The 12,538-nt window shown below is 68.0% G+C and carries 15 protein-coding genes; 10 read left to right on the plus strand and 5 right to left on the minus strand.

All coding sequences use genetic code 11. The annotated features are described in order from the left end of the window. Positions 1 to 319: 319 nt before the first annotated feature. Entirely contained in the window at positions 320 to 583 is a 264-nt protein-coding gene (rpsT, locus tag QZ755_RS05685) for a 30S ribosomal protein S20 (RefSeq protein WP_055762140.1), read from the minus strand. A gap of 93 nt (positions 584 to 676) precedes the next feature. Further along, a complete protein-coding gene (gene mutM, locus QZ755_RS05690; protein ID WP_294320609.1) occupies positions 677 to 1,489 on the minus strand; it encodes a bifunctional DNA-formamidopyrimidine glycosylase/DNA-(apurinic or apyrimidinic site) lyase in 813 nt (270 codons plus the stop codon). A 92-nt stretch (positions 1,490 to 1,581) separates the two neighbouring features. Between mutM and QZ755_RS05695 the strand changes: the two genes are divergently transcribed. The 9 genes from QZ755_RS05695 to QZ755_RS05735 are packed head-to-tail and all read left to right on the plus strand — an operon-like array spanning position 1,582 to position 8,891. Next, positions 1,582 to 2,313, plus strand: coding sequence for a class I SAM-dependent methyltransferase (locus tag QZ755_RS05695; protein WP_294320611.1), 732 nt, complete (start codon positions 1,582 to 1,584; stop codon positions 2,311 to 2,313). Between the two features lie 52 nt (positions 2,314 to 2,365). Then, complete coding sequence (gene ubiB, locus QZ755_RS05700; RefSeq protein WP_294320613.1) at positions 2,366 to 3,898, plus strand: 2-polyprenylphenol 6-hydroxylase; 1,533 nt, start codon at positions 2,366 to 2,368, stop codon at positions 3,896 to 3,898. Continuing rightward, positions 3,895 to 4,983, plus strand: coding sequence for a hypothetical protein (locus QZ755_RS05705; protein WP_294320616.1), 1,089 nt, complete (start codon positions 3,895 to 3,897; stop codon positions 4,981 to 4,983). Before ubiB ends, QZ755_RS05705 begins: the two co-directional genes overlap by 4 nt. After that, a complete protein-coding gene (gene coaBC, locus QZ755_RS05710) occupies positions 4,980 to 6,158 on the plus strand; it encodes a bifunctional phosphopantothenoylcysteine decarboxylase/phosphopantothenate--cysteine ligase CoaBC (RefSeq protein ID WP_294320618.1) in 1,179 nt (392 codons plus the stop codon). The genes QZ755_RS05705 and coaBC overlap by 4 nt, the downstream gene beginning before the upstream one ends. Next, complete coding sequence (locus QZ755_RS05715) at positions 6,145 to 6,957, plus strand: alpha/beta fold hydrolase (RefSeq protein ID WP_294320620.1); 813 nt, start codon at positions 6,145 to 6,147, stop codon at positions 6,955 to 6,957. Before coaBC ends, QZ755_RS05715 begins: the two co-directional genes overlap by 14 nt. After that, entirely contained in the window at positions 6,954 to 7,391 is a 438-nt protein-coding gene (dut, locus tag QZ755_RS05720) for a dUTP diphosphatase (RefSeq protein WP_294320621.1), read from the plus strand. Before QZ755_RS05715 ends, dut begins: the two co-directional genes overlap by 4 nt. Further along, a complete protein-coding gene (locus QZ755_RS05725) occupies positions 7,388 to 7,822 on the plus strand; it encodes a hypothetical protein (RefSeq protein ID WP_294320623.1) in 435 nt (144 codons plus the stop codon). Before dut ends, QZ755_RS05725 begins: the two co-directional genes overlap by 4 nt. Further along, complete coding sequence (gene moeB / locus QZ755_RS05730; RefSeq protein ID WP_294320625.1) at positions 7,819 to 8,568, plus strand: molybdopterin-synthase adenylyltransferase MoeB; 750 nt, start codon at positions 7,819 to 7,821, stop codon at positions 8,566 to 8,568. Before QZ755_RS05725 ends, moeB begins: the two co-directional genes overlap by 4 nt. After that, complete coding sequence (locus QZ755_RS05735) at positions 8,556 to 8,891, plus strand: DsrE family protein (protein WP_294320627.1); 336 nt, start codon at positions 8,556 to 8,558, stop codon at positions 8,889 to 8,891. The genes moeB and QZ755_RS05735 overlap by 13 nt, the downstream gene beginning before the upstream one ends. A 29-nt stretch (positions 8,892 to 8,920) precedes the next feature. Here QZ755_RS05735 and galU read toward each other — a convergent pair whose 3' ends face one another. After that, positions 8,921 to 9,784, minus strand: a complete 864-nt coding sequence (gene galU / locus QZ755_RS05740) for a UTP--glucose-1-phosphate uridylyltransferase GalU (protein WP_294320629.1) — start codon at positions 9,782 to 9,784, stop codon at positions 8,921 to 8,923. 126 nt (positions 9,785 to 9,910) lie between these two features. On the opposite strand from galU, the gene QZ755_RS05745 reads away from it, so the two are divergent. After that, positions 9,911 to 10,693 (plus strand): metallophosphoesterase family protein, encoded by a 783-nt coding sequence (locus QZ755_RS05745; RefSeq protein WP_294320633.1) that lies wholly within the window; start codon positions 9,911 to 9,913, stop codon positions 10,691 to 10,693. Between the two features lie 346 nt (positions 10,694 to 11,039). On the opposite strand, the gene QZ755_RS05750 is transcribed toward QZ755_RS05745, so the two are convergent. After that, a complete protein-coding gene (locus QZ755_RS05750; protein ID WP_198158490.1) occupies positions 11,040 to 11,276 on the minus strand; it encodes a hypothetical protein in 237 nt (78 codons plus the stop codon). Between the two features lie 213 nt (positions 11,277 to 11,489). Further along, positions 11,490 to 12,518, minus strand: coding sequence for a M48 family metallopeptidase (locus QZ755_RS05755; RefSeq protein WP_294320635.1), 1,029 nt, complete (start codon positions 12,516 to 12,518; stop codon positions 11,490 to 11,492). Positions 12,519 to 12,538 lie beyond the last annotated feature (20 nt).

A 12,538-nucleotide genomic window follows, 5' to 3' on the forward strand; every position in this document is an offset into this window, starting at 1 on the left:
AGGAACCGGAATGCCGATCGATCAAGTCATCAAACCGAAATAAAGACGGTTGACACGCCCTGTCCCGCAGAAATGCGTCGAATTTCTTTTTGCGCGTTTCTTATCAATATCTTAGGTAGCAAGAACGCCGACACATTGCGGGAATCCGCGGATTTCCGCCATTTCCCAACGGGTTGATTCGACGGCGTTCACGGGAACCAAATTCGTCGCGTTCCGTACCGGACCGATACCACCCCGACCGGCATGGGGCAGACGCAACAAACCCCGCCGGCACGGTGGCCGACGGGGTATCCTGCATCCCGTCAGAGACGTCAGGCGATCAGGCGATCGCGCCGACGGCCTTGGTCAGACGTGCGAACTTGCGGCTCGCGGTATTCTTGTGCAGCACGCCCTTGGCAACGCCACGGGCCAGTTCCGGCTGCACGTTCGACAGCGCGGTGGTGGCCGCTTCGCGGTCGCCGGCGACGATCGCTGCTTCGACCTTCTTCACGAAGGTACGGATGCGGCCGACGCGCGCACCATTGATTTCCGCACGACGCGCATTGCGCCGGATACGCTTCTTCGCCTGTGGCGTATTCGCCATGCCGTCCTCGACTCTCGCAAATGATTGGTGCCGATCGAGCAGATCCCGACCGGAGAAGGTGCGCCCCTTAAACGCTCATCGCGCTCTGGTCAACTATCGCTGGCACGTCCGGCACCAGAAGGTGGAGCGGCCGCCATCGATCCGGCGCTCGACGACGCCGCCACAAGGGCACGCCTCGCCTTCCCGCCCATATACCCGGAATTGCTTGGAGAAATAGCCAAGCTCGCCATCGGGCCGGGCATAGTCGCGCAGCGTCGATCCGCCCGCCTCGATCGCCGACAGCAGCACCGCGCGAGTCGCGTCGACCAGCGCTGCGAGTCGTTCCGGCGCGATCTGTCCGGCGGGGCGGGTCGGCGCGATTCGCGCGACGTTCAGCGCCTCGCAGACATAGATGTTGCCGAGTCCCGCGACGATCCGCTGGTCGAGCAGCAACAGCTTTACCGGCGCGATCCGACCGGCGAAGCGACGCTCCAGATGCTCCGCCGTAAAGTCGGGGCCGAGCGGCTCCGGCCCCAGCGCCACGAACGGCGGCCAGGCGGCGACCTCCGCGGTCGGCAGCAGGTCGACCGACCCGAAGCGGCGCGGATCGTTCAGCACCACCTGCCGCCCCGCCGCCGTTTCCAGCACAAGGTGATCGTGCGTCCACGGCTCCAGCGGATCGACCCGCCAGCGGCCCGACATGCCGAGGTGGAAGACGAAGCTGTCGCCGCGGTCAGTATCGATCAGGCCGTATTTGGCGCGGCGCGACAGGCCGGTGACCGTTGCCCCGGTCAGCCGCTGCCCCAGATCGACCGGCATCGGCCGGCGCAGGTCGGCGCGGTTGGCGACGACGCGGGTCAGCCGCTGCCCATGCAGGACGGGAGTCAGGCCGCGGACGGTGGTTTCGACTTCGGGCAGTTCGGGCATGGGGTCCTACCGATGGGGACCGGTACGTCCCTTGTCGTAAAGAAAGCTAGGTTCGGTTTGCCCCCGCCACAAGGCGCGGCTAGGGCAGACACATGAACGACACGGTATCCTTCGGTTACGAAGATGTAGCCCCCGATGAGAAGACGCGGCGCGTCGGCGATGTGTTTGCGAGCGTCGCGGCCCGCTACGACCTGATGAACGACGCCATGTCGGGGGGGATGCACCGGTTGTGGAAGGATCGGTTCGTCGCGCGGGTGAAGCCGCAGAAAGGCGACTCGATCCTCGACATGGCCGGCGGCACCGGTGACATCGCGTTCCGTATGGCCAAGCACGGCGCGCAGATTACCGTGGCCGATATCAACCCCGCGATGCTGGGTGTCGGCATGGAACGCGCCGAGAAGCGCGGGATCGACGGCCTGATCTGGTCCGAACAGAATGCCGAGACGCTGGATTTCGCCGATCGAAGCTTTGATGGCTATACGATCGCGTTCGGCATCCGCAACGTGACCGACATCCCCAAGGCCCTGCGCGAGGCGCACCGCGTGCTGAAGCGTGGCGGGCGCTTCTTCTGCCTCGAATTCTCGACCGTCACCTGGCCGGGTTTTGCGGACGTGTACGACCAATATTCGCACAAGCTGGTGCCCAAGCTCGGCAAGCTGTTGGCGAATGACGAGGACAGCTATCGCTATCTGATCGAATCGATCCGGCGCTTTCCCGACATGCCGACGTTCGAGCGGATGATTGCCGACGCCGGCTTCATCCGCACCCGCGTCGAACCGATCATGGGCGGGCTGGTCGCGATCCATAGCGGGTGGAAGATTTGATGCCGAAGGCGTCAAACCCCCGCGCAGGCGGGGGTCCAGGGCAAAAGGCCGCATGACCTCGACGTTCACCCATGGCTGGCGCATCCTGAAATGGGGGCGCACGCTGGCGCGGCACGGCGCGCTGATCGACATCGAGCGCAACCCGCGCACGCCGCCGCGCCTGCGCCGCGTGGTGCGCATCGCCCGGATCGGCGCGCGCGTGCCGAAGACGCCGCGCTATGCCGAAGCGTTCGCGGCGCTGGGTCCGGCGGCGATCAAGCTCGGCCAGACGCTCGCTACCCGCCCCGACCTGGTCGGCGAGGCGGTCGCGCAGGACCTGCTCAGCCTGCAGGACGCGCTGCCGCCGCTGCCGTGGGACGTGGTGCGCCCGGCAATCGAATCGGGCCTCGGTCAGCCGATCGAAGCGCTGTTTTCGTCGATCGAAGAAACCCCCGTGGGCGCCGCATCGATCGCGCAGGTTCACCGCGCGATCACCACCGATGGCCGGCAGGTCGCGGTGAAGGTGCTGCGGCCGGGTGTCGAGGCGCAGTTCTTCGACGCGATCGACACCTATGAATGGGCCGCCGCCCGGCTGGAGACGATGGGCGGCGAGCTGAAGCGGCTGCGCCCGCGCCTCGTCATCGAAACGATGAAGCGCTGGACCGCGCGCGAGCTGGACCTGCGCCGCGAAGCTGCCTCCGCCTCCGAACTGGCCGACGGCATGGAGGCCGAGCCGGACTTCACCGTTCCCGACATCGACTGGCAGCGCACCACGTCGAAGGTGCTGACGACGCAGTGGATCGACGGCATCAAGCTGTCGAACCGCCCCGCGCTGATCGCCGCCGGGCACGACCTGAACGCGATGGCGACGCGGCTCGTCCGCGCGTTCCTGCGCCAGGCGATCGCCGACGGCTTCTTCCATGCCGACATGCATCAGGGCAATTTGTTCGCCCTGCCCGACGGGCGCATTGCCGCGATCGACTTCGGCATCATGGGCCGGATCGACCGCCGCGCGCGGGTGTGGCTGGCGGAAATCCTCTACGGCCTCATCACCGGCGACTATAAGCGCGTCGCGGAAATCCATTTCGAGGCGGGCTATGTCCCCGCGCACCACAATGTCGCCGAATTCGCGACGGCGCTCCGTGCGGTGGGCGAGCCAATGCGCGGCCTGGCGGTCAAGGACATGTCGGTCGGCATGATGCTCGATTCGCTGTTCAACATCACCCGCGACTTCGACATGCAGACCCAGCCGCACCTGCTGCTGCTGCAAAAGACCATGGTGATGGTGGAGGGCGTGGCGACCGCGCTCGATCCCGACATCAACCTGTGGGAAACGGCGGCGCCGTTCGTGCGCGGCTGGATCCGCGACGAATTGGGGCCGGAAGCGATGGTCGCCGACCGGATCATCACCGACCTGCGCACCTTTGCCCGCCTGCCCGACCTGCTACGCAATATCGAGGCGCGCTATCCCGCGCCCGGCGGCGCTCCGCCCTCCCCGCCCCTGCCCGATATCGCGGTGGTCAGGGTCGGTGGCGGCTGGCGCTATGGCCTGGTCGCGCTGGCAAGCGGTGCGGCGGGCGCCGCGCTGGTGCAGCTGCTGGGATGATCCGGCCACGGCCGCCGCTGTGGCTGTCGTCGCCCAGCCGGTTCGCGGGACTGCGGCCGGTATCGGCGCTCGTCCTGCTGCTCCTTGCGCTGGCATTGCTGCTGAGCGCATGGATACGCCCGGTCGACGATGCCGGTGCGCGGGGACAGGGCGATCTGGGCCTGTACGGCGCGGTGGTCGACGGCGTGCGACGCGGCGACGATTATTATGGCGTGGTCGCGACCGAATTTCGCGCGGCAGGCTATCCGCTGCGCCCCTTCACCGCCGTCCGCCTGCCGACGCTGAGCGTGGTGCAGGCGGCGCTGCCCGACAGCGTTTCGGTCGTTCTGCTGGTGCTGATCGCCGCCGCCGCCGGCCTCGTCTGGACCCGGCGGATCGGCGAGTGGTTCGATCGCGGACCGCCGCGCATCGCCGCACTGTTCCTGCTGGCGGGCGGGATGGTCGCGTTCGTTCAGCCGTCGCTGGTGCAGTTTCACGAGCTATGGGCCGGGCTGCTGGTCGCATGGTCGCTGGGCGTCCGCCGCACCGATCGCTGGGTGGAGGCGGTAGCACTCGCGCTATGCGCGATGCTGATCCGCGAGACCGCCGCGCTCTATGCGATCGTCATGCTGGTCGCGGCGCTGGTCGAGCGGCAACGGCGCGAGGCGCTGGCGTGGGGCGCGATCCTGTTGCTGTTCGTCGCCATCCTGTCGCTCCACGCCCGCGCGATCGCGATGGTCGCCGGGCCGCTCGATACGACCGCCGCCGCGTGGGGCGGCTGGCACGGCCCGGCGCTGTTCGCGTCCGGCATGGCGCGATCGACTGCCCTCACGCTGCTGCCATGGTGGCTGGGCGCGCCGCTGGCGATGGTCGCGCTGATCGGATGGGCGGCGGCGCCAGGGGCGCTGGGCGCACGCACCGCTGCCGTCTTCGGCGCCTTCGCGCTGATGATCGCGATCTTCGCCCGGACCGACGGCTTCCACTGGGTACTGGTCGTCGCCCCTGCCTATCTGGTCGGCATGGCCTTTTTACCCGATGCTTCGCGCGATCTGGTGCGCACCTTGCTCGACAGGCGGCGCGTTCGGGTGCAGAGGATCACGCGATGACACGCATATTGCTGATCGTCGGTGGGGGCATCGCCGCGTACAAGGCGTGCGAGCTGATCCGCCTGCTGCGCGGTGCCGGGCACAGCGTGCGCTGTGTCCTGACCGACGGTGGCGCGCAGTTCGTGACGCCGATGACGCTGGCCGCCCTGTCCGAACAACCGGTCCATACCAGCCTTTGGGACCTGAAGGACGAGGCGGAGATGGGCCATATCCAGCTCAGCCGCCAGGCCGACCTGATCGTCGTCGCGCCGGCCACCGCCGACCTGATGGCGCGGATGGCCGCCGGGGTCGCCGACGACCTCGCCACCACCCTGCTGCTTGCCACCGACAAGCCGGTGCTGGCGGTCCCCGCGATGAACGTGCGGATGTGGCAGCATCCGGCGACCGTCCGCAATATCGCCACGCTGCGTAGCGACGGCATCACCGTGCTGGACCCCGACGAAGGCGCGATGGCGTGCGGCGAGTTCGGCCCCGGCCGCCTGCCCGAACCCGCCGCCATCGTCGCGGCGATAACCGGCATGACCGCGCCGCCCGCGCCGCAGACCATGACCGGGCGGCATGTGCTGGTCACCGCCGGCCCGACGCATGAGGCGATCGATCCGGTGCGCTACCTCGCCAACCGGTCGTCGGGCAAACAGGGATTCGCCATTGCCGCTGCCTGTGCCGCGCGTGGGAGCCGGGTCACGCTGATCGCCGGTCCGGTGACGCTACCGACCCCGGCGGGCGTCGATCGGGTCGATGTCGAATCGGCCCGTGACATGGCCAATGCGGTGGCGCAGGCGCTGCCGGCCGACGCCGCGGTCATGGTCGCCGCCGTCGCCGACTGGCAGGTGGAGGCCGCGCCGTCGAAGCTAAAGAAGGGCGACGGCGCGCCTACGCTGACGCTGCTGCCCAATCCCGACATCCTCGCGTTGCTGGGCAACAGCCCGCGCCGCCCGCGCCTGCTGGTCGGATTCGCGGCGGAAACCGACGACGTGCTGGCCCATGCCACCGCCAAGCGGACCGCGAAGAATGCCGACTGGATCGTCGCCAACGACGTGTCGGGCGATGTGATGGGCGGCGACCGCAACACCATCCACCTCGTCACCGCCGATGGGGTCGAACATTGGGCCGATGCGCCTAAGCACGACGTGGCCGGTCGACTAGCCGATCGGATTGCCGATGCGCTGGCTTAGCCCCCTGCTCCTGCTCGCCGTCGCCGGTTGCGCGACGCATGGCGCGCGACCGTCCGCCGCAACGCTGGCCGGGCAGGATTTTGGCCCCGGCGCCCCGCGCGACGTCCGCACGCTCGTCCTGCTGCTGCACGGTGACGGCGACAGCGCGGTGCCGGCATCGTTTGGCGGCGCGGCGCGGCATCTGGCCGATGCCATTCCCCATACCCGCGCGGTCGCCTTGCTCCGGCCGGGCTATCACGACGATGCCGGCAACCATTCGCCCGGTTCGCGCGGCGGGGTCAGCGGCGATGCCTATACCGCCGACCGGATCGCGGCAGTGGCCGATACGATCCGAAGCTGGCGCGCGCGCTACCCCCAGGCCCGGACCATCCTGGTCGGGCAATCGGGCGGCGCGGCGATGGCGGCGGCGCTTGCCGGCCTGCATCCCGGACTGGTCGATGGCGTCGTCCTGGCCGGGTGCCCGTGCATGTTGCCCGAATGGCGCAGCTTTCGTGCGAAGCAGGGGCATGTCGGCTTCGGCATCCCGGTCACCAGTTTCGACCCGCTGATGACGGTCGGCGGGGTCGCACCGGTCACGCGCGTCGCGCTGCTGGTGGGCGCGGACGATAGCGAGACGCCGCAGCGTTTCTCGCGCGCCTATGCCGAGGCGCTGGCGCTGCGCGGCATCGCCACCGACTATCGCGTGCTGCCGGGGCGCGGCCATGACCTGCTGGACGATGCCGACCTGATCGATGCCGTGCGCCGCATGTCGGCCGATCCGGCGCCCGTACCGACGACGAACGCCATGGTGGCCCCATGATCGCACTCCGCCTGCTCCGCCTGTCGCATGGCGCCGGCCTGCCGCTGCCCGCCTATGCCACGGCCGGTGCGGCGGGGATGGATGTCGTCGCGGCCGAGGATGTCGAACTGGCCCCCGGCGCACGCCATGCCGTCGCCACCGGCTTCGCCATGGCGATCCCGGAGGGGTATGAGGTACAGGTGCGCCCACGCTCCGGCCTGGCGCTCAAGCACGGCATCACCTGCCTCAACACGCCCGGCACGATCGACAGCGACTATCGGGGCGAGGTGAAGGTGATCCTCGCCAATCTGGGCCGCGAACCGTTCCGCGTGGTACGCGGCGAACGCATCGCGCAGCTGGTGCCGGCGGTCGTCACCCGCGCCACGCCGTGCGAGGTCGATACGCTCGACGATACCGCGCGCGGGTCGGGCGGGTTCGGATCGACCGGCCGATGATGCCGCTCGCCCTGCTCGGCCTGACCGCGCAGCTGGTGCAGGCACTCCCCTTGGCACCGCCCGCACCGGCGGTACCCGTGCCGGCGGCACGCTCGCCGATCGACTGGCAGGCGCTGCCGCCGCTGCCCTATCGCCGCACGCCGCGCCCGACCGCGCAGATGACCGCGTTCGTCCTGTCGGAATTGCGTCGCACCGGGTGCCCCCGCCCCGTTCCGGTCGCCGGGCGTGCGCAGTTGCAGGTCGATGTCGCGGTGCTGATCGGCGAGGATCACGTCGTCCGCGCGACCATCCCGCGTGCGATCGACTGCCCGACGGTCGAACAATATGCCGCCGGACTGGTGGTGAGTTACGCGCGCGGCAACCTTGCCCCACGCTTCGTCAATGCCGGCAACTGGTATCGCGCGGTGCTGCTGTTCGACTGGGCCGAATGAACTTTTCCGACGCCGAACTCGATCGCTATGCTCGCCACCTCGTCCTGCGCGAAGTCGGCGGCGCGGGACAGGCCGCGCTGAAGGCCGCGCGCGTCGTCGTGGTCGGCGCCGGCGGCATCGGCTCGCCCGCGCTGCAATATTTAGCGGCAGCCGGGGTGGGTACGCTGGCCGTGATCGACGACGACCGGGTCGATGCCAGCAACCTGCAACGCCAGACGCTGTTCAGCGATGCCGATATCGGGCGTGGCAAGGTCGATGCGGCGGCGGCGGCGATCACGCGGATCAATCCGTTCGTTACCGTCGAATGCCATGCGGTGCGGATCGACGACGCCAACGCCGCCGCGCTGCTTGCCGGGGCGCAGGTCGTGCTGGATGGCTGCGACAATTTCGCCACCCGCCTGACCGTCGCCGACACCGCACTCGCGGCGCGCGTGCCACTGGTATCGGCGGCGGTCGGGCAGTTCGAAGGGCAGCTGGGCGTGTTCCGCGGCTGGGAACCACATCTCCCCTGTTATCGCTGCTTCGTCGGCGACGACCCCGCCCGTGCCGATGCCAGCTGCGCCGATCAGGGCGTGCTGGGCGCGCTCACCGGGATCATGGGCAGCATGGCCGCGCTGGAGGTGATGCGCGCCATCGTGGGCTTTGGCGACGATCCGGCGGGCAAGCTGCTGGTCGCCGACCTGCTCGCCTTCCGCTTCCGCACGCTGACCCTGCCCAAGGACCCCGGCTGTCGATGCGCGGGCTGACGATCATCGTCACGGGGCCCGACCCGGACCGGTACCGCGCCGTCCTTACCATGGCCTGCGCCGCCGCCGCACTGGGCGGGCGTACGCGCGTCTATCTGCACGAAGCGGCCGTGACGCTGTTGACTGCGCCCGATCTTGCACCCGAAGGCCTGCCGGACCTGCCCGCGTTGCGCGCGATTGCCGACGACAGCGGCGTCGCGTTGATTGCGTGCCAGACCGGCCTTGCGCTCGCCGGGCTATCGGCGGACATGCAAAGGGTCGCGGCAGGCGGTCTGATCGACCTGCTCGCGACCCTGGAGGACGACCGGCTGGTCACCCTGTAGCGGCGGAGGCCGAAGCCCCCGCCCCCTCGTTACTGCGCAAGCGCTTCCTCGGCGAACGCGCGCACTGCCGGACCGATGTCCGCGCGCGCCAATGCCAGCGCGATGTTCGCCTGCACCCACCCGGCCTTGTCGCCGCAGTCATAGCGCTTGCCGTCGAAGGTGAAGCCATGGAACGGCTGGTTGCCGATCAGCTTGGCCATCGCATCGGTCAGCTGGATTTCGCCGCCGGCACCCGGTTGCTGCGAATCGAGGATCTGCATGACCTCGGGCTGCAGGATGTAGCGGCCCGGAATCATCAGGTTCGACGGCGCCTTGCCCTTGGGCTTTTCGACCAGCGCGGTGACTTCGGTCAGGCGACCATCGGTCTTGCCCGGCGAGATGATGCCGTATTTGTCGGTTTCGCTGTCGGGCACTCCCAACGCACCGATGACGTTGCCGCCGACCTGGTTATATGCCTCGACCATCTGGCGCAGGAAACCGCCGACCATCAGTTCGTCGGGCAGCAGCACCGCGAACGGCTCGTCACCGACGATCTCGCGCGCGCACCATACCGCATGGCCAAGGCCCAGCGGCTCCTGCTGGCGGACATAGACCGGGCTGCCCGGCTTCTGGCGGATGCCCTCGATCAGCGCCATCGACTTGCCGCGGGCCTTCATCGTCGCTTCCAGTTCGTAGGAAACGTCGAAATGATCCTCCAGCGCGCCCTTGCCGCGACCGGTGACGAAGATGATCTGTTCGATGCCGGCTTCCAGCGCCTCTTCGACGGCGTATTGGATCAGCGGCTTGTCGACGACGGTCAGCATTTCCTTCGGCATCGATTTCGTCGCGGGAAGAAACCGCGTGCCGAGGCCGGCGACCGGAAAGACTGCCTTGCGTACCTTCTTGATCGTCATTGCTTCCATCCCAAATTGCTGCGCTGCAATATAGCGCCTTTCGCCAATTGGCAAACTCTGCCGTTCGCAGCGGCAGCCCGGTTCATTGATCGTGCAGCCCCTTTGCCATAGAGGCGTTCGAATATCATGGTCTTCTCCAAGCTATTTCGCCGAACCGCCGCACCTGCGCCCCATATCGCCGCTGGCCGCATCGTCTATGCGATCGGCGACATCCATGGCCGGCTCGACTGCCTTGAGGATCTGCTGGCACGGATCGATGCCGATCCCGATCGCGGCGACCGCCACGTCACCCTCGTCTTCCTCGGCGATCTGATCGATCGTGGTCCTGATTCGTGCGGTGTCGTCGAACGGATCATGGCGCTGTGCGCGGCCAGTGCCGACGTCCATTGCCTGTGCGGGAACCATGAGGAGCTGTTGCTGGAGGCCGCGGCCGGCGCACGGCAGGCGCTCGGCATCTTCAACCGTGCCGGCGGTCGCGAAACCCTGCTCAGCTACGGCGTCGACGACGCGACCTATGAGCGGGAGGACCTGAAGGGCGTGCAGCGCCTGATCCTCGACCATGTGCCTGCCGGACATCTCGATTTCCTGCGCGCGTTGCCGGACAAGGTCGTGATCGACGACTATGTCATGGTCCATGCCGGCATCCGCCCCGGCGTTGCGCTGGACGAACAAAAGGCATCCGACCTACGCTGGATTCGGGCGCCGTTCCTCGATCACAGCGGTCGCCATGAACGGTTTGTTGTTCACGGACATACCGTCACCGACGAACCTGACATCCGCCCCAACCGCATCGGGATCGATACCGGCGCCTATCGCACCGGGCGGCTGACCGCGCTGGTCCTGGAAGGCGATTCGCGCCGGTTCCTGACCACCGCCTGCCCGGAGGGAACCGGGGCCAGCGTCGATTGACGCCGGGACGGCGGGTTTCCTGCCTATCAGACGAGGGGCGGCCGCGGCGCGGCACGATGCGATACGCCAGGCGACCAAGGTCGGCGCGCGCCAAGCCTACCGCCGTACGCGATCCGTCCGCAGAAAATGTGTCGGGGCGGCACCCGCTCGACCGGGCAGGACCGATGTTCGATCATCGGCCAGCATCTTGCCGCACCGGGAAGGAGCAACGGAGAACGGCCAAGCCTGTCCGCAAGGCGTCACCCCCCGCCGCCGCGCATGGCAATGCCGTACCACCCAACGAAAAAGGGCGCCCCATGAGGGACGCCCTTTCCGCAGATCGTAGCGCGGTTTCCCGCGCGAACAATCAGTTGCTGTCCGAGTCGCTGTCCGAGTCAGCGACGACAACGATGCCGGCGACGACGGCGGCCGCTGCCAGGATCGCGACGATGACGCCACCGCCTGCCAGCTTTTCACCCTTGGCGGCCGGAGCCGACGCGCGGGCAACCGACAGCTTCGAAGCGTTGGCGGCATTGGCGATCGTCGGAGCCACGGTCATCGACACGGCCGAGGCCGCGATCAGCATCTTCTTGGCAAAACCCATTTCTACACTCCCTTGCAAAACTCTACGTCGGATCGCCTTTTGCATAGCAGCACGCCACCTGCAAGTCCTATCGTTCCATTCGCGATCAGCCGTTTGGCCGTGAAGACCAATAGTGATCGCGCGGGTGACTGGCCCGGAACAGGTTAAATTCGACTTAGTTCCGATCCGAAAAACACGATGATTCGCCAATAGTGGCAGATCGACCGACTTTGCCTACAATAGCGGCTGGTCGCGGGTGGCCAAAACTGGCGGACGGTACGGTATGGGCGCACCGTTCGGCAACGCCGCCAGCTCCGCCGCGATCAGTTCGGCGCGCTTGGATGCCGACGAATGCGTTCTGCTGTGGAATATCCCGCCATCGATTCGCGCGCCCGGTCCATGCCAGAAACGCACCGCTTCCTGCGGATCCCATCCCGCGTTGCGCAGCAGATGGACGCCCAGCCGGTCCGCATCATCCTCGGTCATGCGGTGGATACGACCGTTGCGGCCCAGCTCGCGCAGCAGGCCGCGACTGACCTTCGCCGCATCCAGCCGGGCATGATGTCGCAGGATATTATGCGACAGCTCGTGCGCGACGACGACGGCCAGTTGCGGGTCGGCAAGGCGGTCGAGAAACGCGCTGGAAATCTGCACCAGCCGTCCATCGGCCACCGCGTCCATCGCCGTTCCGATCCGCAGTTCGAACAGCGTCCGGCATCCGGCCGATGGGGCGATCGCAACCGTGCGCTCCGCCTTGTCGCGGCGCAGCACCAGGGTCAGCGGCCGATTGACCGGTTGCGCATCGAACAACGCGACCGTCGCATCGCGGGTCCTGGTATGGCCGCCACCGCTCGCAACCGGAACCGCCTGCCCATTGACGCTGACGATCGAATCGTCGGCACGGACCCCGGCGCGGGCGGCAGGACTGTCCGGCACGACGCCCTCGACCGCGACGCCGGTGGCAAAGTCGAACGCCGCCTTCGCCATCGGCTGTTCCGATTCGGCATATTGATCGATGGCGTGGACGACGATGCCCGGCACCGGCGCGATATCGGCGCAGAGCGGGGCATTGGCCGTCGCCAGGCGGTACCCGATTGCGCCGAGCCGCATATCCGCCGCGCGCAGCGTCTCCAGCGTCTGCACATCCACCGGCGCCGGTGCCGGCGCAGAAGCAGCACCCAGCGTGAGCAACGCCGCCAGCGCCCCCGCCGCGGGCTGAAGGCGGAACCGGCGCGCGACACGGGAGGGGATGCGATAAGCCATAGGCGGCAACTAGCATGAAA

Source organism: uncultured Sphingomonas sp., assembly GCF_913776855.1.
GTDB lineage: Bacteria > Pseudomonadota > Alphaproteobacteria > Sphingomonadales > Sphingomonadaceae > Sphingomonas.

Coding starts and splice junctions, on each gene's coding strand:
- rpsT (WP_055762140.1), bottom strand. CDS start 583: ATGGCGAATACGCCACAGGCGAAGAAGCGTATCCGGCGCAATGCGCGT.
- QZ755_RS05725 (WP_294320623.1), top strand. CDS start 7,388: ATGATGCCGCTCGCCCTGCTCGGCCTGACCGCGCAGCTGGTGCAGGCA.
- galU (WP_294320629.1), bottom strand. CDS start 9,784: ATGACGATCAAGAAGGTACGCAAGGCAGTCTTTCCGGTCGCCGGCCTC.
- ubiB (WP_294320613.1), top strand. CDS start 2,366: ATGACCTCGACGTTCACCCATGGCTGGCGCATCCTGAAATGGGGGCGC.
- coaBC (WP_294320618.1), top strand. CDS start 4,980: ATGACACGCATATTGCTGATCGTCGGTGGGGGCATCGCCGCGTACAAG.
- QZ755_RS05705 (WP_294320616.1), top strand. CDS start 3,895: ATGATCCGGCCACGGCCGCCGCTGTGGCTGTCGTCGCCCAGCCGGTTC.
- QZ755_RS05745 (WP_294320633.1), top strand. CDS start 9,911: ATGGTCTTCTCCAAGCTATTTCGCCGAACCGCCGCACCTGCGCCCCAT.
- QZ755_RS05735 (WP_294320627.1), top strand. CDS start 8,556: ATGCGCGGGCTGACGATCATCGTCACGGGGCCCGACCCGGACCGGTAC.
- QZ755_RS05695 (WP_294320611.1), top strand. CDS start 1,582: ATGAACGACACGGTATCCTTCGGTTACGAAGATGTAGCCCCCGATGAG.
- QZ755_RS05715 (WP_294320620.1), top strand. CDS start 6,145: ATGCGCTGGCTTAGCCCCCTGCTCCTGCTCGCCGTCGCCGGTTGCGCG.
- moeB (WP_294320625.1), top strand. CDS start 7,819: ATGAACTTTTCCGACGCCGAACTCGATCGCTATGCTCGCCACCTCGTC.
- QZ755_RS05755 (WP_294320635.1), bottom strand. CDS start 12,518: ATGGCTTATCGCATCCCCTCCCGTGTCGCGCGCCGGTTCCGCCTTCAG.
- dut (WP_294320621.1), top strand. CDS start 6,954: ATGATCGCACTCCGCCTGCTCCGCCTGTCGCATGGCGCCGGCCTGCCG.
- QZ755_RS05750 (WP_198158490.1), bottom strand. CDS start 11,276: ATGGGTTTTGCCAAGAAGATGCTGATCGCGGCCTCGGCCGTGTCGATG.
- mutM (WP_294320609.1), bottom strand. CDS start 1,489: ATGCCCGAACTGCCCGAAGTCGAAACCACCGTCCGCGGCCTGACTCCC.